The organism is Sphingomonas sp. Root710 (assembly GCF_001429065.1).
In the GTDB taxonomy this organism is placed as follows: Bacteria; Pseudomonadota; Alphaproteobacteria; order Sphingomonadales; family Sphingomonadaceae; genus Rhizorhabdus.
Genome location: NZ_LMIB01000015.1, coordinates 198,497 through 221,281, shown reverse-complemented (window position 1 = coordinate 221,281; position 22,785 = coordinate 198,497). Strand labels below are relative to the sequence as shown.

General features: G+C 66.9%; 20 protein-coding genes. 15 read left to right on the top strand and 5 right to left on the bottom strand.

The genetic code is table 11. The features are described 5' to 3' along the window. Positions 1-139 precede the first annotated feature (139 nt). Complete coding sequence (trxB, locus tag ASE00_RS16150; RefSeq protein ID WP_056382168.1) at positions 140-1,111, top strand: thioredoxin-disulfide reductase; 972 nt, start codon at positions 140-142, stop codon at positions 1,109-1,111. Between the two features lie 7 nt (positions 1,112-1,118). Here the strand turns inward: trxB and ASE00_RS16145 are convergent, their stop codons facing one another. Further along, complete coding sequence (locus tag ASE00_RS16145) at positions 1,119-1,391, bottom strand: acyl carrier protein (RefSeq protein ID WP_056382166.1); 273 nt, start codon at positions 1,389-1,391, stop codon at positions 1,119-1,121. Between the two features lie 70 nt (positions 1,392-1,461). On the opposite strand from ASE00_RS16145, the gene ASE00_RS16140 reads away from it, so the two are divergent. From ASE00_RS16140 to ASE00_RS16090, 11 genes are all read left to right on the top strand, one after another. Beyond that, positions 1,462-3,003 (top strand): acyl-CoA ligase (AMP-forming), exosortase A system-associated, encoded by a 1,542-nt coding sequence (locus tag ASE00_RS16140; RefSeq protein ID WP_235538712.1) that lies wholly within the window; start codon positions 1,462-1,464, stop codon positions 3,001-3,003. Beyond that, positions 3,000-4,241: a pyridoxal-dependent decarboxylase, exosortase A system-associated gene (locus ASE00_RS16135; protein ID WP_056382162.1), complete on the top strand. Its 1,242-nt coding sequence runs from the start codon at positions 3,000-3,002 to the stop codon at positions 4,239-4,241. Before ASE00_RS16140 ends, ASE00_RS16135 begins: the two co-directional genes overlap by 4 nt. Positions 4,242-4,340: 99 nt before the next feature. After that, positions 4,341-4,988, top strand: a complete 648-nt coding sequence (locus tag ASE00_RS16130) for an XrtA/PEP-CTERM system exopolysaccharide export protein (RefSeq protein ID WP_056382626.1) — start codon at positions 4,341-4,343, stop codon at positions 4,986-4,988. A gap of 29 nt (positions 4,989-5,017) precedes the next feature. Beyond that, entirely contained in the window at positions 5,018-6,544 is a 1,527-nt protein-coding gene (locus ASE00_RS16125) for an XrtA system polysaccharide chain length determinant (protein ID WP_056382159.1), read from the top strand. 4 nt (positions 6,545-6,548) lie between these two features. Beyond that, complete coding sequence (locus ASE00_RS16120; RefSeq protein ID WP_056382158.1) at positions 6,549-7,658, top strand: AAA family ATPase; 1,110 nt, start codon at positions 6,549-6,551, stop codon at positions 7,656-7,658. A gap of 56 nt (positions 7,659-7,714) precedes the next feature. Beyond that, positions 7,715-9,262, top strand: a complete 1,548-nt coding sequence (locus ASE00_RS16115; RefSeq protein ID WP_235538711.1) for a hypothetical protein — start codon at positions 7,715-7,717, stop codon at positions 9,260-9,262. A gap of 38 nt (positions 9,263-9,300) precedes the next feature. Then, entirely contained in the window at positions 9,301-10,773 is a 1,473-nt protein-coding gene (locus ASE00_RS16110; RefSeq protein ID WP_056382154.1) for an ExeA family protein, read from the top strand. A 7-nt stretch (positions 10,774-10,780) separates the two neighbouring features. Next, the gene (locus tag ASE00_RS16105) at positions 10,781-11,626 is read left to right on the top strand and encodes an XrtA system polysaccharide deacetylase (RefSeq protein WP_056382153.1); all 846 of its coding nucleotides are present in this window, start codon (positions 10,781-10,783) and stop codon (positions 11,624-11,626) included. A 3-nt stretch (positions 11,627-11,629) separates the two neighbouring features. Further along, positions 11,630-12,679, top strand: coding sequence for a FemAB family XrtA/PEP-CTERM system-associated protein (locus ASE00_RS16100; RefSeq protein ID WP_056382151.1), 1,050 nt, complete (start codon positions 11,630-11,632; stop codon positions 12,677-12,679). Continuing rightward, the gene (locus tag ASE00_RS16095) at positions 12,679-13,869 is read left to right on the top strand and encodes a TIGR03087 family PEP-CTERM/XrtA system glycosyltransferase (protein WP_056382150.1); all 1,191 of its coding nucleotides are present in this window, start codon (positions 12,679-12,681) and stop codon (positions 13,867-13,869) included. The genes ASE00_RS16100 and ASE00_RS16095 overlap by 1 nt, the downstream gene beginning before the upstream one ends. A 4-nt stretch (positions 13,870-13,873) precedes the next feature. Then, entirely contained in the window at positions 13,874-15,775 is a 1,902-nt protein-coding gene (locus tag ASE00_RS16090; protein ID WP_056382148.1) for an XrtA/PEP-CTERM system amidotransferase, read from the top strand. On the opposite strand, the gene truA is transcribed toward ASE00_RS16090, so the two are convergent. Both truA and fmt read right to left on the bottom strand, forming a co-directional pair. After that, on the bottom strand, positions 15,772-16,515 hold the full coding sequence (gene truA, locus ASE00_RS16085; RefSeq protein WP_056382147.1) for a tRNA pseudouridine(38-40) synthase TruA: 744 nt from the start codon (positions 16,513-16,515) through the stop codon (positions 15,772-15,774). The genes ASE00_RS16090 and truA overlap by 4 nt on opposite strands. Beyond that, positions 16,512-17,423 carry a methionyl-tRNA formyltransferase gene (gene fmt / locus ASE00_RS16080; protein ID WP_056382145.1) on the bottom strand — a complete coding sequence of 304 codons (912 nt, stop codon included), beginning with the start codon at positions 17,421-17,423 and terminating at the stop codon, positions 16,512-16,514. Before fmt ends, truA begins: the two co-directional genes overlap by 4 nt. Positions 17,424-17,475: 52 nt before the next feature. Here fmt and recR point away from each other — a divergent pair, with 52 nt between their 5' ends. After that, the gene (gene recR / locus ASE00_RS16075) at positions 17,476-18,072 is read left to right on the top strand and encodes a recombination mediator RecR (protein ID WP_056382143.1); all 597 of its coding nucleotides are present in this window, start codon (positions 17,476-17,478) and stop codon (positions 18,070-18,072) included. A 52-nt stretch (positions 18,073-18,124) separates the two neighbouring features. After that, positions 18,125-18,658 carry a peptide deformylase gene (gene def, locus ASE00_RS16070; protein WP_056382141.1) on the top strand — a complete coding sequence of 178 codons (534 nt, stop codon included), beginning with the start codon at positions 18,125-18,127 and terminating at the stop codon, positions 18,656-18,658. Between the two features lie 257 nt (positions 18,659-18,915). Here def and ASE00_RS16065 read toward each other — a convergent pair whose 3' ends face one another. Together ASE00_RS16065 and ASE00_RS16060 are read right to left on the bottom strand one after the other, a co-directional pair. Further along, on the bottom strand, positions 18,916-19,599 hold the full coding sequence (locus ASE00_RS16065; protein ID WP_056382139.1) for a Fe2+-dependent dioxygenase: 684 nt from the start codon (positions 19,597-19,599) through the stop codon (positions 18,916-18,918). A 4-nt stretch (positions 19,600-19,603) separates the two neighbouring features. Then, positions 19,604-20,338, bottom strand: coding sequence for an energy transducer TonB (locus ASE00_RS16060; RefSeq protein ID WP_056382137.1), 735 nt, complete (start codon positions 20,336-20,338; stop codon positions 19,604-19,606). A gap of 139 nt (positions 20,339-20,477) precedes the next feature. Between ASE00_RS16060 and ASE00_RS16055 the strand changes: the two genes are divergently transcribed. After that, positions 20,478-22,778, top strand: coding sequence for a ribonuclease R family protein (locus ASE00_RS16055; RefSeq protein WP_056382136.1), 2,301 nt, complete (start codon positions 20,478-20,480; stop codon positions 22,776-22,778). The last annotated feature ends 7 nt before the right edge of the window (positions 22,779-22,785 follow it).

Here is a 22,785-nt window from a genome sequence, read left to right as displayed (position 1 = left end):
GTCGCGCCATAGATTTTCGAGTTCCGTAACGACCGAAGCCTAAGGTCCGGTAAAGGGCGGGGCGGTTGCCAAGCCGGGGGCGGCGTCCCTATCTGAAGATCGAAGATTCGACCGTACCGATTCCGGAGTTCGCCGACCCATGACCGCTACCCATTCGACCCGCATGCTGATCCTGGGTTCGGGCCCCGCCGGCCTGTCCGCCGCCATCTATGGCGCGCGCGCGGGGCTGGCGCCGATCGTGGTGCAGGGGATCCAGCCGGGCGGCCAGCTCACCATCACCACCGATGTCGAAAATTATCCGGGCTTTCGTGACGTCATCCAGGGCCCCTGGCTGATGGAGGAAATGCAGGCCCAGGCCGAACATGTCGGCGCGCAGATGATGTGGGACACGATCGTCGACGTCGACCTGAGCGAGCGGCCATTCCGGCTGAAGGGCGACGGCGGCACCATCTATGTCTGCGATACGCTGGTCGTCGCGACCGGCGCGCAGGCCAAGTGGCTGGGCGTCGAGGGGGAGCAGGAACTGGGCGGCAAGGGCGTCTCGGCCTGCGCCACCTGCGACGGCTTCTTCTATCGCGGCAAGAAGGTCGCGGTGATCGGCGGCGGCAATACCGCGGTCGAGGAAGCGCTCTACCTGACCAACCACAGCCAGGACGTGACCCTGATCCACCGCCGCGATTCGCTGCGCGCCGAAAAGATCCTGCAGGAGCGGCTGTTCGCCCATCCGAACGTCAAGATCCTCTGGAATAAGAGCGTCGAGCGCTTCGTCGGCGGCGATGCCAGCCAGGGCCTCGTCGCGATCGACCTGAAGGACACCGTCACCGGAGAGGCGTCGAGCCTTGCGGTCGACGGCGGCTTCGTCGCGATCGGCCACCATCCGTCGACCGAGCTGTTCCGTGGGCATCTCGACCTTGACGAGGACGGCTATCTGATCGTCGAGAAGGGCGGCACCCGCACCAATGTCCCGGGCGTCTTCGGCGCGGGCGACGTGTCCGACAAGACCTATCGCCAGGCGGTCACCGCCGCCGGCATGGGCTGCATGGCCGCGCTCGACGCCGAGCGCTTCCTGGCGGAAGCGGATTTCGAAGCGCGCGTGACCGTCGACGCCTGACGCCCGATCAGCCGGCCATCTTGCCCTGGACGAAGGCGACCAGCGCGCCGAAGCTCTCGAGCATCTCGCCGTCGACCTCGTCATCGTCGATGATGATGTGGAGGCGATCCTCCAGCTCGGTCAGCAACCCGGCGACCGCCATCGAATCGAGCTCGGGCAGCGATCCGAATAGCCCGGTGTCGGCGGTGAACGCGGCGGCGCGCGCGGGATCGAGCGCGAGGACGTCCACCAGCACGGCGCGCACCACATCCTCGGTGCTGGTCGGATCGGCTGCGCTCACTTTATCATCCCTGCCGGTGGCGAAATCGCGGCTCCCCTAGACGGGTCGCGCAATCGGGACAAGGATTCGCATGAGAAATGGGCTAGCTGTTGCGCCGATGCACTTCGATCCCAATCCCCGGCCGCTCGATCATCTCGCCTTGACCGGGCCACGCGATGCGCCCGCGCTGGCCGACAAGGCGGGCGTGCTCGATCATGCCGGACTCGATCATGCGGTCGGTCTGCTCGCGGCGGGCCTGCTGGCGCGTGGCCTGAATCCGGGCGACCGGGTGGCGAGCTGGCTGCCCAAGAATAGGATCGCCTGCCTGATGCCGCTCGCCGCCGCGCGGGCGGGGCTGGTCCATGTACCCGTCAATCCGCTGCTCAAGCACCGACAGGTCGCGCATATCCTGGCCGACAGCGGCGCGCGGCTGCTGATCACCGGCAAGGGCCGCTCTGACAGCTTCGAGCCGGGCGACCGGCCGCGGGATTGCGCGCTGCTTGTCGAGGAAGAGGAGGGCACGGCGCTGTTCGCCCCCATCGCGCCGCTGCCCCCATCCTCGGCCGGTCCCGATGATCTGGTCGCGATCCTCTACACTTCGGGTTCGACCGGGCGGCCCAAGGGGGTGATGCTCAGCCACGCCAATCTCTGGCTCGGCGCGATCAGCGTCGCGCACTATCTGGGGCTGGCACCGGACGACCGCACCCTCGCGGTACTGCCGCTCAGCTTCGATTATGGCCAGAACCAGCTTCTCTCGACCTGGGCGGCGGGGGGCTGCGTCCACCCGCTCGAATATCTTACCCCACGCGACGTCGTTCGCGCGGTGGGGCGGCACGGTATAACCACATTGGCGGGAGTGCCGCCGCTGTGGATACAGCTCGCCGAAAGCGAATGGCCGCCCGAGAGCATTGCGCCGCTGCGGCGGCTGACCAACACCGGCGGGCGGATGAGCGTGCCCTTGGTGCGCCGCCTGCGCGCGATGTTTCCGCAGGCGCGGCTCTTCTCGATGTACGGGCTCACCGAAGCGTTCCGATCGACCTATCTCGATCCGGCGCTGATCGACGCGCATCCCGAATCGATCGGCAAGGCGATCCCCTTCGCCGAAATCCTCGTCGTCCGCCCCGATGGCAGCGTCACCGATGACGGCGAACCGGGAGAGCTCGTGCACGCCGGGCCGCTCGTCGCCCAAGGATATTGGGAAGATGCGCAGCGCACCGCCCAGCGTTTTCGCCCCGCCCCGCCTGCATCCGTCTATGGCGGGCGGGCGGTCTGGTCGGGCGACACGGTGGTACGTGACGCCGCCGGGCTGCTGCGCTTCGTCGGCCGTGATGACGAGATGATCAAGAGTTCGGGCAACCGCATCAGCCCGACCGAGATCGAGGAAGCCGCCATCGCCAGCGGCGCGGCGGCGGAGGCGGTCGCGCTCGGCATCGCCGACGATCGGCTGGGACAGGCGATCCTGCTCTTTGCGCGTCCCGCCACGGAGGATGCCGGAGAGCGGCTGAGCGACTGGTTCAAGCGCAACCTGCCTGGTTTCATGCAGCCTGCGCGGGTGGTGTGGCGCGACGAATTGCCGCGCAACGCCAATGGCAAGCTTGACCGCGTGGCGCTGAAGGCGGAGGCGGAGGCATGAAACCGACCGGGCCTATCCCCCCCGACTATCGCTGGCGCGACGGCGAACTGATGATCGGCGGGCGCACCGCCGATGCCTGGATCGAAGCCGCCGGGGACACGCCGCTGTTTATCTATGACATGGCCATCATACGCGACCGCATCGCGCGGTTCCGCGCGGCCTTTCCCGGCGTGTCGCTCCATTATGCGGTCAAGGCCAATCCGCATCCGCCGCTGGTCCGGGCGATCGCGCCGCTGATCGACGGCATCGACGTGGCGTCGGCCGGCGAAGCGCGCCTCGCGCTCGACGCGGGTGTTGACGCGCGGCGAATCTCCTTTGCGGGACCAGGCAAGCGCGACCGCGAGCTGGCGACGGCGATCGAGGCGGGGATCACCCTCAATCTTGAATCCGCTGGCGAGGCCGAACGCGCGCTGGCGATCGGGCGCGGCATCGGCCGGACCCCGCGCCTGGCGTTGCGCATCAATCCCGACTTCGAACTCAAGGGCTCGGGGATGAAGATGGGCGGCGGCGCCAAACCCTTCGGGGTCGATGCCGATCAGGCGGCGGCGGTCATCAGCCAGGTTGCCGGGGCGGGTGCCGAATATCGTGGTCTCCATATCTTCGCGGGCTCGCAGGCACTCGATCCCGCGGCGCTGATCGAGGCGCAGGCATCGGCGCTGGCTCTCGCCGCGCGGCTGAGCGAAGAGGCCGGCGTCGCCCCGCCGCACGTCAATCTCGGCGGCGGCTTCGGCATTCCCCACTTCGCTCAGGATGCCGCGCTTGACGTGGCGGCGGTGGGCGCTGCGCTGGCGACGGCCCTCGCCGCGCGGCCCGCGATCCTGCGTGACGCAGAATTTACAATTGAACTCGGCCGCTGGCTGGTGGGAGAGGCGGGGGTCTATCTGACGCGCATCGTCGACCGGAAGACCAGCCATGGAGAGACCTTTCTGGTGGTCGATGGCGGGCTGCACCATCAGCTTGCCGCGAGTGGCAATTTCGGAACCGTCGTCCGCCGTAACTATCCGATTTCATTGACCAAACTGCCGCAATCGGGCAATGTGGAAGATGTGTCCGTGGTGGGCTGCCTATGTACGCCGATCGATCGGCTCGGGGATCATGTCGGCTTGCCGCATGCCGAACCCGGCGACGTCGTCGTGCTGTTCCTGGCGGGGGCCTATGGCGCCAGCGCGAGCCCCCAGGCTTTCCTTGGTCATCCGGCCCCGCATGAATTAACCATAGACGGGACGGACATCCTGTGATTCCTAAGCTTATGTTCATCGGTTATGGTGCATGGAGCGGGGATTAGCGTTTGCGGACGTTGGGGTGTCCGTATCGGGCGATGCCTGGAGGGAATGCAGATGTCGTGGGGTGCGTTGAAAAGACTGGTCGGCATGGCGATGCTTGCGAGCGTCCTTGTGGCCGCGCCCGCGCGCGCCGATGAGAAGGCCAAGGAATTGCCGCCCGCGCCCTTCGTGCCGTCGGGCGCACAGGCGGGCGAGGATTATACGATCGGCCCGCTCGACGCGCTGACGGTCTTCGTATGGCGCAATCCCGAGCTGGGCGCTCAGGTCCAGGTCCGTCCCGATGGCCGGATCACCCTGCCGCTGATCAGCGACATGGTCGCGGTCGGCAAGACGCCCGCGAAGCTGTCCGACGACATTCGCGACGCGCTGTCGACCTATATCAAGGACCCGATCGTCTCGGTCATCATCAATAATTTCTCGGGCACCTTCGCGCAGCAGATTCGTATCGTCGGCGCGGCGGAGAAGCCGGCCGCGGTCGCCTATCGCTCGGACATGACGCTGCTCGACGCGATGATCTCGGTCGGGGGGCTGTCGCAATATGCCGCCGGCAACCGCGCCAAGCTGATCCGCCACGATCCGGTGACCAACCAGCAGCAGGAGTTCAAGCTTCGTATCGACAGCCTGCTCAAGCGCGGCGATATCAAGGCCAATGTCAAATTGCAGCCGGGCGATGTGATCATCATCCCCGAAAGCGTGTTCTAGGCTAACCGTGGGGGCGGCGGACCAGGCCAATGGAAGCAATCTACACCGAGATCCGGATCGCGCTCTACGCCATTTGGCGTATGCGCTGGCTGGCGCTCGCGGTGGCCTGGGCCTTTTGCCTGATCGGCTGGGTCATGGTGATGCGCGTCCCCGCCGCCTATGAGAGCAGCGCGCGCATCTCGGTGCAGGTCAAGTCGCTGCTCGGTGACGGTAGCGAGGGCGATGTTCAGAAAGGCATCGATCGGGTCCGCCAGTCGCTGACCTCGACCGAGATATTGAAGAAGGTCGTCCGAACCGTTTCCAACGGCGAGCGTCCGCTGACCTCGGCGGAGTCCTTGTCGCTGATCGGCGCGCTGCGCAGCGGCATCTCGATCACCGCGCAGGGTGAGGATCTGCTGGAGATCAAGACGCGGATAAGCCTGAAGGGCGTTTCCGAGCAGCAGACCGCGTTCATCGCCCGCAACGTCACCCAGAAGCTGATCGACATCTTCGTCCAGGAAAATCTGATCGGCAATCGCACCAACAATGCGGAAGCGCTCACCTTCCTCGACCAGGAACTTGCCCGCCGCGCCAAGGAACTCGCCGATGTCGACCGGCAGCGCGCCCAGATCGTGCAGGAAACGATGGGGTCGCTGCCCGGCACCGGTTCGCTCGAGCAGCGCATGGATGCCGCGCGCAACGAATTGATGCAGATCGAATCCAGTCTGATGTCGGCGCGCAGCTCGCTGGCTGCGATGAATGGCCAGATTGCCGCGACGCCGGCGCAGATTCCTGCTGCTGGCGGCATGGGCGGAATCGATACGATCGACCAGCGGATCAGCCAGCTCGAAGGGCAGCTGTCCGAGGCGATTTCGCGCGGCTGGACCGAGAAGCACCCGGACGTCATCGCGATCCGCGCGCAGTTGAGTCAGCTTCGTGCCGAACGGGCGCGGGGTGGCAGCCGGTCGGTGCCGATGGCGCCGAACCCGGTCTATGTGTCGATCCGGTCGATGCAGGCGGAGCGCCAGGGCAATGTCGCGGCCCTCGAAGCGCGCAAGGCGCAACTCACCGGCGACGTCACCCGGATCGCGCAGCGACAGCTGTCCGCACCGGGATCGCAGATCGACCAGGCCAGGCTGGACCGCGATTATGACGTGCTGCGCGAGCAATATAACAAATTGCTGACCCAGCGGGAGAGCGCCAAGCTGCGCGCGGACGCCAGCGGCAAGACCGACGGCGTGCGCTTTCGCGTGATCGATCAGCCGTCGCTGCCGCGCCAGCCCGCTGCACCGAACCGGACGATGCTGCTGACCGGTGTGCTGATCGCGGGGGTCGTGGTTGGTGCGGGCGTGGCGTTCGCAAAGAGCCAGCTTGCCAACGTCTATACGACCACCCAGCAGCTGGCCAAGGCGAGCGGCCTGCCGGTGCTGGGGTCGATTTCCGAGGTCATCACCGCCGACACGCGCGCGATCCGGCGGAAACAGATGATGTGGTTCTCATCTGCAGCGGCCGGTTTGCCCGGCATGTTCATGCTGCTGATGCTGATCGAATTCGTCAAACGTATCATGGTATCCTGAGCGGATGGACGATCAGGACAAAGGCGCGAAGCCGCCCAGGAAACGTCGGGGCCGCGGTTCGCTGATCGAGCGGGCCGGATCGGTCTACGACTTCGAGGCGGTGCTGCGCGCCCGGGTCGTCATGCCCGATCAGGGCCCCGCGCCAGGACAGACGATCGACGTGCCGCTGACGCCGGTCACGCCCCAGCCGACGCTGACGCCGCAACCCACGCTAACGCCCCAGATGACCCTCACGCCCGAGCCGGTCTATCAGGCCGCGGGCATCACGACGATCTCCGCCCCGGAGACGCAGGCGGGCGGCGCCGGGGATGGCGCGCCGCCCTCCAGCATTCCCGTGGTGGCGACGCCCGCCGAGCCCGCGGCCTTGCCATCGCCCGAGGTCGTCTACCGCACCGCCAAGGTGAATCGCGCCGACCTGATCGACCAGGGTTTCGTGATGCCTGACGCGGCGATCACGGCGCTCGCCGAAGAGTTCCGCATCGTCAAGCGCACCTTGCTGCTCAACGCGATCGGGCCGACCGCACTGCCCAATGGGCGGCGGATCTTGATCTGTTCGGCGCAGGCCAATGAGGGCAAGACATTCTGCGCGGTCAATCTGGCGCTGTCGATGGCGAACGAGCGCGATATCGAGGTGCTGCTGATCGACGGCGACTTCGCCAAGCCGACCGTGCTGTCGACGCTGGGCATCGATGGCCCGATCGGCCTCATGGACGCGCTGGCGGACACCGACATCGACGTCGAGTCGCTGGTTATCAAGACCGATGTCGGCAATCTTTCGGTACTTCCCTCGGGTAAATACACCAATGAAGCGACCGAGCTGATCGCGGCAGACCGGACCCGCGTCATCATCGAGCGGCTGTCGGCCAAGCCCAACCGCATCATCATCTTCGACAGCCCGCCGGCGCTGGCTGCCTCGCCGGCGTCGGTGCTGGCCTATCATGTCGGTCAGGTGCTGCTGGTGGTGCGCGCCGACAAGACCGCCGAGGCCGAATTGCGTGACGCGGTGCTGCTGCTGGGTGGATGCGAGGAGATCCAGCTTCTCCTCAACGGGGCACGCTTCGCACCGAACGCCCGCCGCTTCGGCAGCTATTACGGATATGAAGCACCGCGATGAGGGGCTTCACGGCGCGCGCTTTGCTGGGCCTCTTATCCGGGAGCGCCCTCTGTGGCGTGGCGCACGCCGACCGGCCCGAACTGGGCGCCTTCTTCGATCTGCAGCAGGTCGCCGAATCGCAGCTCAAGGGGCCAGGCGAAGATATCGTCACCTACACCGAAGTCGCCGGTAGCCTGGCCGGCTCGATCCGTAACCGCCGGATCGTCGCCACCGCCACCTACCGGCTGTCCTATCGCATCCCCGAGGTCGGCAACATATCGAAGAACGTCAATCAGGACGGCGCGATGCGCCTCCAGGCCAACGTCATCGACGAGTGGCTGACGGCGGATACCGGCGCGATCATCACGCATAGCCGGATCAGCGCCAGCGGAGCCGCGCCGCAATCCAACACCGCTAATGCGGACAATCTCGCCCAGACCTATTCGATCTATATCCAGCCGACGCTGTCGCATCGCATCGGCGATCTCGGCGTCAACGCGTCCTATCGCTACGCCTATACGCGCAACGAAAGCGGGCAGACCGGCGTGGTGGTGGGACCGCCGAACGATCGCTTCGACAGCTCGGTTTCGCAGGAAGTGACGGCCGGATTCGGCATGCAGCAGAGTGCGCTCCCGTTCGACTGGACGGTGGGCGGGCAGTATCGGCGGGAGAATACCAGCAATCTGGCCCAGCATTTCCGCGCCCTGAAAATCACGGGTGAAGTCAAGCAGCCGATCGCCGGCACCGTGGCGGCCGTCGTGAGCGGCGGTTATGAGAAGACGCAGACGTCCGAGCGTGAAGCGCTGGTCGATCCGCTCACCGGGTTTCCGGTGTTGGGCAAGGGCGGGCGGTTCGTCGTCGATCCCGCCAGCCCGCGGATATTGACCTATGACATGGACGGTTTCATCGGCGATGCCGGGCTTATCTGGAAGCCCAGCCGCCGCTCGCGCTTCGAGGCGCGGGCGGGCTATCGCTATGGCGGCTTCTCGGTCACCGGGCTCATCGAGATGCACCCCAGCGACCGGACGGGCCTGACCCTGGCGGTGACCGATCAGATCCAGACCTTCGGGCAAAGCGTGTCGGGCAGCCTGGCTGGCGCCCCCGCCAATCTCGACGTCAAGCCGTCGCCGGACCCCGGTTCATCCTATCAGGATTGCTTGTTCGGCGCGACGGCGGGGACGGGCCGCTGCCTCGGCGGGGCGCTCGGCAATGCTTCGGCGGAGGCCTATCGCGAGCGGGCGGCGACGATCATCGTCACCCGCGCCTTACGGCAGTGGGTGGTCAGCGGCTCGTTCGGCTACACCCATCGTACCTATATCGACGATCCAAACGCGCCTTTCTCGCTGAACGGCGTTGTCGATCAGAGCTTTTTCGGGAATCTCTCGTTCGCTGGGCAACTCTCGCGCGTCTCTGGCGTCTCCTTTTCTTTTGCGGGCAGTTTGTTTAAGAATGGACAGGTCGGAGCTTCGGATGTGATGTCTGGTTCGTTCAGCGCCAATTACAACCGGACCTTTGGGCGAAGCATCAGTGCGCGCGCCACCCTGGCGGTGGATGCCTCGAAACAGGATGGGATCACAGCCGATGTTTCCGGGCGTGCGCAGCTTGGCCTGCAATATAAGTTCTGAGATGCCGAACGTCGCGCCACATAGCCGGGAGGGTCGCTTTGGACCATGATCCCTATGGGCTGACGGACCGGCCGTTCCAGCTCACGCCGGACCCACGCTTCTATTTCGAGAGTGCGACCCACCGCAAGGCGATGACCTATCTGGGCTACGGCCTGGCGCAAGGCGAAGGTTTCATCGTCGTTACCGGCGAGGTCGGCACCGGCAAGACCATGCTCGTCGGCCGACTGATGGCGACGATCGACCGCTCGCGGCTGACCGCGATCAACCTCGTCTCGACCCAGCTCGAAGGTGAGGACATCCTGCGTATCGTCGCGCTGGCGCTGGGCGTCGCGACGGACGTCGCGGCCAAAGGCCAGCTTCTCGCGCGGATCGAACGCTTCCTCCACGAACAGGCGCGGGGCGGCAAGCGCACCCTGCTGATCGTCGACGAAGCGCAGAACCTGCCGATTTCGGCGCTTGAGGAGCTGCGCATGCTGTCGAACTTCCAGTTCGGCGGACAGGCGCTGCTCCAGATTTTCCTGCTCGGCCAGCCCGAGTTCCGCGACGCGCTTGCCCAGCCGCGCTTCGAACAGTTGCGCCAGCGCGTCATCGCCACCCATCATCTGACCGCGATGAACCCGGACGAGGCGGCGCCCTATATCATGCACCGGCTCGCCTGTGCGGGCTGGAAGGGTACGCCGCGCTTCACCCAAAGCGCCTATGAGGCCTTTCATCGTCTCTCGGACGGCATTCCCCGCCGGCTCAACATGCTGGCGGGCCGCGTGATGCTCCAGGGCGCGATCGAGCGGTTGACCGACATCGATGGCGAGGTCGTCGAGGATGTCGCCGCCGACCTGGCGAGCGAAAGCATCATGCCTGCCGAAGGTCCGCAGCCGATGGCGCAGGCAATGCCCGCCTATCCCGATATGCCGGCCGGCGGAATGGCCGTGCCCGGGCCCGCGGCTTCACCAGCAGCCGCTCCTGCCGCGCCGCCTGCCGCGCCATCGCCTGCGCCGGGCCTGCCCAGCTATGACCGCTACGCGCCCGCCGACGACGAACCCGACGTTGTTGCGCCGGCCAACTATAGCACGACCAGCTATACGCCGCCGCCCGATCCCTTCGCGGCGCTACCGGCAGACATTCCGCCCCCGGCGATCGAACAACCCCCGCGTTATGACGGCTATGTGCCGCCGGAGGCAGCACCCCAGGCGCCGCCTTTGCGTATCGTCGAGCCGCCGTCCGAGCCGCCAGCGCCGCAGCCTGTCTTCGCGGCGGAGCCGCCTACGCCGGTCCAGCCCGCGCCGGCTGATCTGCCGCCGCCGGTTGCGGCGCCGGCGCCTGCACCGGCTGCGCCGCCGGCGCAGCAGGGCGACAGCATCGATTATGCCGCGCGCAATGCCGAGCTGGAGGCTCGCCTCGCCGAGCAGGAGGCGATGCTCCGCCGCACCTTGTCGCTGCTCGTCGAGCTGGTCGAAACCGATCCGCCCGCGCCGCAAGGGCCCCAGGGCGGTGGCAATCAGGATGCGGCCTGACCGACCGATGGTGATCAACGGCCTGTCGGTCGACATCGAGGACTGGTTCCAGGTCGGCGCATTCGAACGCACGATCCGGCGGGAAGACTGGGAAGGCCTGACGCCGCGCGTCGAACGCAACAGCGACGCCGTGATCGATCTGTTCGGCCGGACGGGCGCCAAGGGCACCTTCTTCACCCTTGGCTGGGTCGCCGAGCGCTACCCCGCATTGATCCGCCGGATCGTCGATGCGGGCCATGAGCTCGCGAGCCACGGCTGGGACCATGTCCGCGTCTTCACGATGACCCCCGATCAGTTCCGTGAGGATCTGCGCCGCACCCGCGCCGTGCTGGAGGATCTGGGCGGCCAGAAGGTTACCGGCTATCGTGCGCCGAGCTTCTCGATCGACAAGCGGACGCCCTGGGCGCACGATATATTGGCCGAGGAGGGCTATGCCTATTCGTCGAGCGTCGCGCCGGTGGCGCATGATCATTATGGCTGGCCCGAAGCACCGCGTTTCGCTTTCCGGCCGCTTGCCGACAGCCCGCTGATCGAATTGCCCGTCACCACCGCGAAGCTGCGCGGGCGCACTATCGCGGCGGGCGGCGGGGGTTTCTTCCGGCTGTTTCCTTACGCTTTCTCGCGCTGGGCTATCCGGCAGGTCAATGCCGAGCAGCGGCCCGCAATCTTCTATTTCCACCCGTGGGAGATCGACCCCGGTCAGCCGCGCGTCGCCAATGCGCCGCTGAAGTCGAAGCTGCGCCATTATACGCGGCTCGCCGCGATGGAAGGCAAGCTCGAACGGGTGATCGGCGAATTCCGCTGGGGGCGGGTCGACGCAGTCGCCGCCGCCGAGGCCGTGGGGGCCGCCTGATCGATGCTGTCGATCCGCCGCGCTGATCTCTCCGACGCCGCGCATGTCCGGGCAATCGACGCCTATGCCGCGGCACATCGGCAGGGCAGCGCCTTCCACAGACCGGCCTGGAGCCAGGCGGTCGAGCAGGGTTGCGGCCAGACCGCGTATTATCTGGTGGCGGGTAGCGATGGCAGCTTGCGCGGCTTGCTGCCGCTGACCGAAGTCCATTCGCCGCTGTTCGGCCGTGCGCTGGCTTCGGCGGGCTTCGCAGTTGGCGGCGGGCCGATCGGTGACGATCAGCTCACGGTCGACGCGCTGGCCGATGCGGCCTGGAATCTGGCCGGGCGGCTGAGCTGTCCGTCGCTCGAACTGCGCGGCGGCGCGTTGCCGTCGGCGGGTGGCTGGCATGTCGAGGAGGGGACCTATGCAGGTTTCTCCCGGCGGCTCGCCGCCGATGACGAGGCCGAACTGCTGGCGATCCCGCGCAAGCAACGTGCTGAGGTACGCAAGGCGCAAGGCTTCGGCCTGGCGGTGCGCACGGGACGGAGCGAGCAGGATCGCGCCGATCATTATGCGGTCTACGCGGAAAGCGTGCGTAATCTCGGCACCCCGGTCTTCCCGCGCAGCCTGTTCGACGCGGTGTTGGACCGGCTCGGCGACGATGCCGACATATTGACGGTCAGCCATGGCAGCCGGCCGCTGGCGAGCGTGCTGAGCCTGTACCACAAGGGCGTGGTGATGCCCTATTGGGGCGGCGGCACGCGCGATGCGCGGACGTGGCGCGCCAACGACATGATGTATTATGCGCTGATGCTCCACGCGCGCGGGCGCGGCTGCACGGCCTTCGACTTCGGTCGCTCGAAATTCGGCACGGGGGCCTTCGCCTTCAAGAAGAACTGGGGTTTCGAGCCTGAGCCGCTGGCTTATGCAATCCGCACCGCCGATGGGCAGGAACCGCGCCAGATCAACCCGCTCAGCCCGCGTTACCGGCTTCAGGTCGCGCTGTGGCAAAAGCTGCCGCTCGGCATCGCCAACCGGATCGGCCCCTGGATCGCGAAGGGGCTCGGCTGATGAACGAGATCATCTTCCTCGCGCACCGCATCCCGTTCCCGCCCGACCGCGGCGACCGCATCCGCAGCTTCCACATCCTGCGGCATCTCGCCCGGCACCGGCCCGTCCATCTGCTCGGCTTCGTCGACCATGAGGAGGACCGCAAGGCGGCCAAGGAATTGCTGCCGATGCTCGCCTCGCTGCATATCGAGGTGCGGCGCAAGTCGCAGCTGCGCGCCGGTGTCGAAGCGCTGATGCTCGGTGAGCCCGTGTCGATCGCCGCCTTCGGCTCGCGGCGGATCATGCGGATGGTCGATCAGCTGCTGGCCGAACGGCCGGTCGACACGATCTTCGCCTATTCGGGCCAGATGGCGCAGTTCGTGCCCGACGACCGCGCCGGGCGGCGCTTCATCATGGACTTCGTCGATATCGATTCGGAGAAGTTCGCCGCTTATGGCGCCGCCGAGAAGGGGGTGATGGGCTGGATCCACCGCCGCGAGGCGCGCTTGCTCGCCGCCTATGAGAAGGACATCGGCCTGTGGGCCGACATCAACCTGTTCGTCAGCGAGGCGGAAGCGGCGCTGTTCCGCCAGCGCGCCGGGCTCGCCGCCAACCATGTCCGCGCGCTCGACAACGGCATCGACACCGTTCGATTCGATCCCGCCGGTTTCCCGCGCGTCGACGGCGCCGAGCCGATGATCGTCTTCACCGGACAGATGGATTACCGGCCCAATGCCGATGCGGTCGATTATTTCGCACGACGGACCTTCCCGGCGATCCGTGCCAAGCACCCGGCGACGCTGTTCGCGATCGTCGGCCGCGACCCGACCCCGGCGGTGCAGGAGCTCGCCAGGCTCAAGAACGTCATCGTCACCGGCGAGGTGCCCGATGTCCGCCCCTGGATCGCCGCGGCGGCGGTCGTGGTCGCGCCACTGGACATCGCGCGCGGTGTCCAGAACAAGGTGCTAGAGGCGATGGCGATGGCGCGGCCGGTGGTCGCCTCGCCTGCCGCATTCGAAGGAATAGACGCCACGCCGGGGGTGCACCTGATGGTCGCCAACGGCTATGACATGGCCAATGCAGTCAGCCATCTCCTCGCCAGCCCCGCAGAAGGCGACGCCATGGGACAGGTAGCGCGGGCGCATATGATCGAACGCTATGGCTGGGACGCGCAATTGGCGAAGCTCGATATGATGATGGGTTTCGTCTGATCCCATGTGCGGCATCACTGGCATCTATCATCTACAGACCGCGAAGCCGGTCGACGAGGCGCGGGTCCGCGCCATGGCCGACGCGATCGCGCATCGCGGACCCGACGGTGACGGCGTCTGGACGGCGCCCGGGGTCGGCTTCGGTCATCGCCGCCTGTCGATCATCGATCTGGCCGGCGGCGTTCAGCCGATGGCGAGCGGTGACGGCCAGGTCGTCCTGATCTTCAACGGCGAAATCTATAATTTCCTCGATGTCCGCGCCGAACTCGAAGCGCTCGGCCACGGCTTCCACACCCATAGCGATACCGAGGTCATTCTCCAGGCCTGGCTGCGCTGGGGGCCCGATTGCCTGCCGCGGCTCAACGGCATGTTCACCTTCGCGATCCATGACGCGCGGCGGAATTGCCTGTTCCTGGCGCGCGACCGGCTGGGGGTGAAGCCGCTCTTCTATGCGGAGCTTTCGGACGGCAGCCTGGTCTTCGGTTCGGAACTCAAGGCGCTGCTCGTCCATCCCCTGCTTCGCCGCGCGCCCGATTTGAGCGCGGTCGACGACTATCTGGGGCTTGGCTATGTCCCCGACGACGCGAGCATCGTCGCCGGGGTGAAGAAGCTGCCCGCGGGGCACAGCCTGCTGCTGCGGCGCGGCCATCCGCTGCCGCAGCCCGTGCAATGGTGGGACGTCAGCTTCGCGGATCGTGAGCGCGGGTCCGAAGCCGCGCTGGAAGACGCGCTGATCGACAAGATGCGCGCCGCGGTCACCTCGCGGATGATCGCCGACGTGCCGCTCGGGGCCTTCCTCTCAGGCGGGGTCGACAGCTCGGCCGTCGTCGCGCTGATGGCGGAGGCGAGCGCGAAGGCGGTCAAGACCTGCTCGATCGGCTTCGATCATCCCGACTATGACGAATCGCGTTACGCTGCTGCCGTCTCCGCGCGTTTCGCCACCGATCATCGCACCCGCGTCGTTTCCGCCGACGACTATGGCCTGATCGATACGCTGGTCCGTGCCTTCGACGAACCCTTTGCCGACGCCTCGGCGCTGCCGACCTACCGCGTCTCCGAACTGGCGCGCGAGACGGTCACCGTCGCGCTGTCCGGGGACGGCGCCGACGAGGCCTTCGCGGGCTACAGGCGGCTCACCTTCTTCAACGCCGAGGAGCGCCTCCGCCGTCTTCTGCCGCTCGGCGTGCGCGCGGGCATATTCGGGACGCTGGGCCGCATCTATCCCAAGCTCGATTGGGCGCCGCAGATGCTGCGCGCCAAGACCACCTTTCAGGAGCTCGGCCGCTCGGGTGAGGAGGCTTATGCCGATGCCGTCGGCGTCACGCCGCGCCCGCTCCGCCAGCGCCTCTATTCTGACCGCGCCCGCCGCGACCTGCAGGGGCACCGCGCCGAGGACCGCTATATCGCCGCGATGCGCGCCGCGCCCGCGCGCGACGGGCTCGATCGCGCGCAATATGCCGACCTCAAGATCTGGCTGCCCGGCGACATTCTCACCAAGGTCGACCGTACCAGCATGGCGGTCAGCCTGGAGGCACGCGAACCGCTGCTCGACTATCGCCTGATCGAATTCGGCGCGCGCCTGCCAACGGCGATGCGGGTACGGCGGGGCACCGGCAAATGGCTGATGAAACAGGCGATGCGCCGCTATCTGCCCGACGACATCCTGTTTCGGAAGAAGATGGGCTTCTCCACCCCGATCAGCGCCTGGTTCCGCGGGCCGCTCGCCGAAGAAGCGCGGCGTATCGGGCGGGGATCGGCGCTCGCGGAGACCGGCTGGTTCGATGGCAAGGCGCTCGACGCGATCGTCACCGCGCACCAGAGCGGACGCTCGGACTATGGACGGCTGCTGTGGCAGCTGATGATGCTCGACCGGTCGTTGTCGAGCCTGTTCGGCGCGGGGCGCTAGAGCGGATAGACCGCTTCCATGAAATAGAGCCCGTCCGGCGGCGCGTTCAGGCCGAGACGGCTCCTGTCCGCCGCTTCCAGTGCATCGGATAGATCGTCGGCGGTCCATTTCCCGCGCCCCACCAGCGCAAGACAGCCGACCATTGACCGCACCTGATGGTGGAGAAAGGATCGCGCCGCCGCCTCGACCTCGATCACCTCGCCGTCGCGACGGACATCGAGCCGGTCGAGCGACTTGAGCGGGCTCTGCGCCTGGCAGTGCGCCGATCGGAAGGTGGTGAAATCATGCGCGCCGACCAGGCGCTGCGCCGCCTCGTGCATCGCCGCCGCGTCGAGCGGGGCCGCGACCTGCCAGGCGAGACCGGCTTCGAAGGTCAGCGGCGCGCGGCGGTTGACGATGCGGTAGATATAGCGCCGCCCGATGCAGGAGAAGCGGGCGTGCCAGTCGTCGGGCACGGCTTCGCAGGCGAGGACCGCGATCGGGTTGGGGCGCAGCCGCGCGTTGAGCGCTTCCATGAGTCGGAAGGGCATGATCGGCTTGGCGATCTCGGCATGCGCAGCCATCGCCTTGCCATGAACGCCCGCGTCGGTGCGGCCCGCCGCGTGGAGAGTCGCTTCTTCGCCGGTCACTATGGCGATGGCTTCCTCGATCGCCTGCTGGACGCTGGGACCATGCGCCTGGCGCTGCCAGCCCATATAGGGTCGTCCGTCAAACTCGATGGTCAGGCGAAAGCGGGTCATTCCAGATGCGCGCCGGGCGGGATCACGAAGCCGCGCAGAAGCTCTGACGCGTCCATTGCCGCCCTGCCCGCGCGCTGCACGCGGGTAGGGCGGATCGCGCCGCGCATGCATTCGATCGTCAGCCGGTCGTCGATGACTTCGCCGGGCGCGGCGAGGCCCTGGCTGTCGATGACGTCACAGGCGAGGATGCGGATGCGCTCCCCCTGATATTGCACCCAGGCGCCGGGTGCTGGATTGAAGGCGCGCACTTGGCGTTCGACCTGTCCCGCGGGCTCATGGAAATTGATCTTGCTCTCGGCCTTGTCGATCTTGGCGGCGTAGGTGACGCCCGCTTCGGGCTGCGGCGTCGGCGGATAGCCGGGCAGGTCGGCGAGCACCGCCACCATCAGTGCCGCGCCGCTGCGCGCGATCTCGTCGGTCAGCTCGCCCGCGGTCTTGCGATCGATGCTCGTTTCGACCCTCGCGAGCATCGGCCCGGTGTCGAGACCACGCTCCATCTGCATGATGGTGACACCGGTTATATCGTCCCCCGCCAGGATGGCGCGCTGCACCGGTGCCGCCCCGCGCCAGCGCGGCAGGATCGAGCCATGGACGTTGAGGCAGCCATGACGCGGCGCGTCGAGGATCGCTTGGGGCAGGATCAGGCCATAAGCCGCGACGATCGCGACATCGAGGCCGAGCGCGGCGAAGGCCGCCTGCGCCTCCGCATCGCGCAGCGTGACCGGATGGCGCACCTCGACCCCCAGCGTCTCGGCGCGCTTCTGGACGGGGGATGGCATCAGCGCCTTGCCGCGCCCGGCGGGGCGGGGCGGCTGGCAATAGACGGCGGCTACGTCGTGCCCAGCCGCGACCAGCGCGTCGAGCGTCGGTACGGCGAAGTCGGGGGTTCCCATGAAGGCGATGCGCATATGCTCTCTGAAACGCTTGCCATGGAACTATGCAAGCCCATATCGATGAAGGATGGCTTCCCCGGAGATCGAAACCCTCACCCAGGCCTTGGCGAAACTGCCGGGTCTCGGCCCGCGTTCGGCGCGGCGGGCAGTGCTGCATCTGCTGAAGAAGCGCGAGGCCGCGATGGCCCCGCTGCTGCGCGCGCTGGAGGCGGTGAACGAAAAGCTCACCAGCTGTCATGTCTGCGGCAATGTCGACACCAGTGATCCGTGTGGCATCTGCAACGACCCCCGCCGGGACGCACGGATGCTGTGCGTGGTGGAGGAGGTGGCCGATCTCTGGGCGCTCGATCGCTCGCGCCTGTTCCCAGGGCGCTACCATGTGCTTGGCGGACGGCTCTCCGCATTGGAGGGGGTCCGGCCGGAGGACCTATCGATAGACCTGCTCATCGGCCGCGTCGCGGCGGGCGGAGTCGACGAGGTGGTGCTGGCCATGAACGCGACGCTGGAGGGGCAGACCACCGCTCATTATATTGCCGACCGGCTCGAAAGCTTGCCGGTGCGGTTGACCCAGCTCGCGCATGGCCTGCCGGTCGGCGGTGAGCTCGACTATCTCGACGAAGGCACGCTGGCGCAGGCGTTGCGCGCGCGGCGGCCGGTCGCCTGAGCCAAAACCGCCCGACCTTGACGATTCGGGCCCGATTACCTAGCTGAAGTCTATGGCCATACGTCCCATTCTCGAGGCGCCCGATCCGCGGCTGCGCACCATCTCGACCCCCGTCGACGGGGTCGATGACGAGTTGCGCCTGTTGATCGACGACATGTTCGAGACGATGTATGACGCGCCGGGCATCGGCCTGGCTGCGATCCAGATCGGCGTGCCGAAGCGCGTGCTGGTGATCGACCTGCAGGAAGAAGAGGATGCGGAGGGCAAGCCGATCCGCAACCCGCGCGTTTTCGTCAATCCCGAGCTGTTCGATCCGTCGGAGGACCAGTCGGTCTATAATGAAGGCTGCCTGTCGGTCCCTGATCAATATGCCGAGGTCGAGCGGCCCGCGGTGATCCATGCCCGCTGGCTGGATGAGAAGGGCGTGAAGCATGAGGAGAAGCTCGAAGGCCTCCTCGCCACCTGCCTCCAACACGAGATGGACCATCTCGAAGGCGTGCTGTTCATCGATCACCTGTCGCGCCTGAAGCGCGACATGGTGCTCAAGAAGCTCGAAAAGGCCCGCCGGGCAAGGCGCGCGGCTTAAGCTTTCGTCACTTCGATCGATCGTCATGCTGAAACAAGGGCCTGTCAATGCGTCGCTGGTTGAAGATTGGTACGACTTCCAACAGGTTACCGTCACCCTGAACTTGTTTCAGGGTCCACCATGCCACCTGCTCCGGCGCTCCCGAGGAGGAGTGGATGCTGAAACAAGTTCAGCATGACGGCTAAAATTCGCGATTTCTCACGCATTCAAATGTCAACTGATGACACGCCCTTGGTTCAGGATGACGGCGGATGTGGTCAGGCGTCGGCCCAGCGCCGCAATAGATTGTGATACACCCCGGTCAGCCGGATGATCGCGGCATCGTCCTGGCCGCGATCGGCGGCGATCGTCTGGATCGCGCTGTCGAGCTCGAACAACTGCTGGCGCGCTCCGTCGTCGCGGACCATGCTCTGTATCCAGAAGAACGAGCAGACCCGCTCGCCGCGGGTCACGGGGGTGACGTGGTGGAGGCTCGATGCCGGATAGAGGATCATGTCCCCGGCAGCGAGTTTGACCGCGTGGGTGCCCAGCGTGTCCTGCACCACCAGCTCGCCGCCGTCATAATCGGCGGGATCGGTCAGGAACAGCGTTGCCGACAGGTCGGAGCGGATACGGAAGTCGCTGCCGCGCTTGATGCGGATGGCGTTGTCGACATGGGTGCCGAAGCCGTCGCCCTCGCCATAGCTGTTGAACAGGGGCGGAAAAACCTTGAGCGGCAGCGCACCGGCGATGAACAGGGGCGTCGCGCCTAACGCGTCGAGGATGATGTTGCCCGCCTCGCGCGCGGCTGGGGAATCCTCCGGCAGCTGACGGTTCTTCTTGGCGAGCGCCGATTGATGGCCCGAAGTCGCATTGCCGTCGATCCATTCGGCATCGCGCAGCAGCGCACGGACATGATCGAGCGTGCTGCCCTGGAGCACGCCCGGAATGGCGAGCATCATGGGGTCAGCCCTGCAGCGTGAAGGGCATGCTATAGAGGCCGCGCACCTCCACCGGCGCACCATCGCGGATAACCGGCTGCCAGCGCCAGCCGCGGATCGCCTGGACCGCCGCCTGATCGAGCCGCTCGAACCCGCTGCTTTGCGCGATGGATATCTGCGCGACCCGGCCATCGACGCCGATCAGCAGCCGCACGACGACGGTGCCCTGCTCACGCTTGCGGCGCGATTCCATCGGATAGCGCGGAGGTCGGCCCTCCAGCAGCCTTTCGTCGAGATTGCCGACCGTCACGGGGCCGGCGGGCGGCGCAGGTGCAGCCGCGGGCTTGGGGGGTGGGGGCGCCGTCGTCACCGCGATCGGCGGCGGGGGCGGCGCGACGGCCTGCACGATCGGCGGCGGGGCGACCGCCATCGGCTGAACCTTCTCGACCACCACCGGCTGCGGCTTCGGCTTTTCGGCGGGCGGGGCCGGGGGCTCGGCGATCAGGTCCACGACCAGCGGCTTTTTCTTCGGGGCGACGTGGATCACGTCGAACACGACCAGCGCATAGAGTGCCGCGACATGCGCCAGCAGGATCGCGCCGATCGAACCCCAGTTGGTCCGCTGGTTCGCGCCATAGGCAGACCGCGGCTCGGCGCTCGGCGCAGCGATGACGTGCGCCCCGGCATGCGCCATGGCGGGATCGGCGAAGAACAGCGCGTCGGCGTCCGCCTCGATATTCCGATCCAAAGTCCCGTGCATGGTCACGTCGACGACTCCCTGTACGAACTGCGCTAGCGCTATTATTAGTGCAAATCAATCGCAATAGCGTTGACCGGGATCAAGGCGGGCCGGAATTCGGGGAGGTGACTCGGGAGCCACCCATCCCTATGTGTCGAAAATGCGCCGTCCATCCTCACCGGGTCTGCCCAGCCGCGAGCAGATCCTCGATTTCATCGCCAAGTCCGACGTGCCCGCGGGCAAGCGCGAAATCGCGCGCGCCTTCGGCTTGCAGGGCAATGAGAAGATAGCGCTCAAGGCGCTGCTCAAGGACATGGCCGACGAAGGCCTGATCGACAGCGCGCGGGGCCGCGCCTTTCACAAGATGGGCGGCATACCCAAGGTCACGGTGCTGCGCGTGACCGATATCACCGATGAGGGCGTGGCGCTGGCCGTGCCCGAGACCTGGCATGGCGAGAATGGCCCGCCGCCCCAACTGCGCGTCAAGGAAGTGCGCGGCCGCAAGGGCCCGGCGCTGGGCGTCGGCGACCGGATCCTCGCCCGCACCGAGGAGGCGGGCAAGGGCTGGATCGCTCATCCGATGAAGAAGCTCGCGCGTGGCGAGGAGCTGATGCTCGGCGTTCTCCATCGCGAGGGCGACAAGCTGTGGCTGCGCCCGGTCGACAAGCGCGAGAAGCGCGATACGCTGGTGTCCGATGCCGGCGACGCCGATGCGGGCGATCTGGTGCTTGCCGAAAAGGCGGGCCGTCCGCCGCGTATCACCGCGCGGGTGACCGAACGGCTCGGCGACCCCTTCGCGCCGCGCGCCTTCAGCCTGGTCGCGATCCACAAATTCGGCATTCCCGACATCTTCCCCGAAGCGGTGATCGAGGAGGCCGAGCTGGTACCCCGGCTCGATCTGGGCGAGGGGCGCGAGGACCTGCGCGACCTGCCGATCGTGGCGATCGATCCCGCCGACGCGCGCGATCACGACGACGCGATCTGGGCCGCGCCCGATGACGATCCCGTCAATCCGGGCGGGTTCCAGGCGATCGTCGCGATCGCCGATGTGTCCTTCTATGTCCGCCCAGGATCGGCGCTCGACCGCGAAGCGAAGAAGCGTGGCAACAGCGTCTACTTCCCCGACCGGGTCGTGCCGATGCTGCCCGAAGCGCTGTCGGCCGATATCTGCTCGCTGAAAGAGGGCGTCGATCGCGCGGCGATGGTCTGCCACCTGACCGTCAAGGCCGACGGCACGTTGGCGAAATGGCGTTTTACCCGCGCGGTGGTCCGTATCGCAGCCAATATCGCCTATGAGGACGCGCAGGCGGCGATCGACGGCACGATCGACCATCCGCTGACCGATAGCGCGCTGAAACCGCTCTGGTCCTGTTGGAAGGCGCTGTTCAGGGCCCGCGAGGCGCGCGAGCCGCTCGACCTCGACCTGCCCGAACGGCGCGTGGTGCTCGACGAGAAGGGACGCATCCTGTCGGTCGCGCCGCGCGAGCGGCTCGATGCCCACCGGCTGGTGGAGGATTATATGATCGCCGCCAACGTGGCCGCCGCCAAGGCGCTGGAGGCGAAGAAAGCCCCAGTCATGTACCGCGATCATGAGCCGCCCAGCCGCGAGAAACTGGTCGCGCTCAAGGATTATCTGGCGACCTTCGATATGGAATTCGCGCTGGGGCAGGTCGTCCGCCCGGCGACCTTCAACCACATCATCAGCAAGGTCACCGACGAGACAGCGAAGCCACAGATCATGGAACAGGTGCTTCGCAGCCAGACCCAGGCTTATTATGCCCCGGCGAACACCGGCCATTTCGGTCTGGCGCTGGGCAGCTATGCGCATTTCACCAGCCCGATCCGTCGCTATGCCGATCTGCTCGTCCATCGCTCGCTGGTGGGCGCCTATGGGCTGGAAGGCGGCAAGCCGAAGCTCAACGGCCCGGGCAAGTCCGCCGACATCCCCGCCCGCACCGCGCTGACCCAGGACGAGGCCGAGCGGATGACCGCGATCGGCGAATTGATCAGCCAGGCCGAGCGCCGGGCGATGGAGGCCGAACGCGAGACGGTCGACCGTTATGTCGCGGCCTTCCTGTCGACCAAGATCGGCGATGTCCTCGATACGCGGATCACCGGTGTCCAGTCCTTCGGCTTCTTCGCGACCGTAGAAGGTCTCGGCGGCGATGGGCTCGTGCCGGTTTCCACCCTGGGCGCCGAGCGATTCCGCTATGACGAGGCGGCGCGCGCGCTGGAGGGGGAGGAAAGCGGCGAGCGCTACACCTCGGGCATGAAGTTGCGGTTGCGGCTGGTCGAGGCCAATCCTATCAGCGGCTCGCTGCGGTTCGAGCTCGAGGAAGGTGCCAGCCATCTGCCGATGCGGGGCGGGCCGCGCGGCGCGCGCGGCGGCGGCAAGGGGCGGCCTATGATGGGGCGTCGTGGCCGCCCGGCGAATATCCGCCATAAGGGCAAGCGGCGGTAAAGGGGAA

Excerpts from the sequence above, each read along its gene's own strand:
- def (WP_056382141.1), top strand. The coding sequence starts at position 18,125 with ATGGCCATACGTCCCATTCTCGAGGCGCCCGATCCGCGGCTGCGCACC.
- ASE00_RS16125 (WP_056382159.1), top strand. The coding sequence starts at position 5,018 with ATGGAAGCAATCTACACCGAGATCCGGATCGCGCTCTACGCCATTTGG.
- ASE00_RS16135 (WP_056382162.1), top strand. The coding sequence starts at position 3,000 with ATGAAACCGACCGGGCCTATCCCCCCCGACTATCGCTGGCGCGACGGC.
- ASE00_RS16060 (WP_056382137.1), bottom strand. The coding sequence starts at position 20,338 with ATGCACGGGACTTTGGATCGGAATATCGAGGCGGACGCCGACGCGCTG.
- ASE00_RS16055 (WP_056382136.1), top strand. The coding sequence starts at position 20,478 with ATGCGCCGTCCATCCTCACCGGGTCTGCCCAGCCGCGAGCAGATCCTC.
- ASE00_RS16065 (WP_056382139.1), bottom strand. The coding sequence starts at position 19,599 with ATGATGCTCGCCATTCCGGGCGTGCTCCAGGGCAGCACGCTCGATCAT.
- truA (WP_056382147.1), bottom strand. The coding sequence starts at position 16,515 with ATGACCCGCTTTCGCCTGACCATCGAGTTTGACGGACGACCCTATATG.
- ASE00_RS16140 (WP_235538712.1), top strand. The coding sequence starts at position 1,462 with ATGAGAAATGGGCTAGCTGTTGCGCCGATGCACTTCGATCCCAATCCC.
- ASE00_RS16130 (WP_056382626.1), top strand. The coding sequence starts at position 4,341 with ATGTCGTGGGGTGCGTTGAAAAGACTGGTCGGCATGGCGATGCTTGCG.
- ASE00_RS16105 (WP_056382153.1), top strand. The coding sequence starts at position 10,781 with ATGGTGATCAACGGCCTGTCGGTCGACATCGAGGACTGGTTCCAGGTC.
- fmt (WP_056382145.1), bottom strand. The coding sequence starts at position 17,423 with ATGCGCATCGCCTTCATGGGAACCCCCGACTTCGCCGTACCGACGCTC.
- ASE00_RS16100 (WP_056382151.1), top strand. The coding sequence starts at position 11,630 with ATGCTGTCGATCCGCCGCGCTGATCTCTCCGACGCCGCGCATGTCCGG.
- recR (WP_056382143.1), top strand. The coding sequence starts at position 17,476 with ATGGCTTCCCCGGAGATCGAAACCCTCACCCAGGCCTTGGCGAAACTG.
- ASE00_RS16095 (WP_056382150.1), top strand. The coding sequence starts at position 12,679 with ATGAACGAGATCATCTTCCTCGCGCACCGCATCCCGTTCCCGCCCGAC.
- ASE00_RS16090 (WP_056382148.1), top strand. The coding sequence starts at position 13,874 with ATGTGCGGCATCACTGGCATCTATCATCTACAGACCGCGAAGCCGGTC.
- ASE00_RS16120 (WP_056382158.1), top strand. The coding sequence starts at position 6,549 with ATGGACGATCAGGACAAAGGCGCGAAGCCGCCCAGGAAACGTCGGGGC.
- trxB (WP_056382168.1), top strand. The coding sequence starts at position 140 with ATGACCGCTACCCATTCGACCCGCATGCTGATCCTGGGTTCGGGCCCC.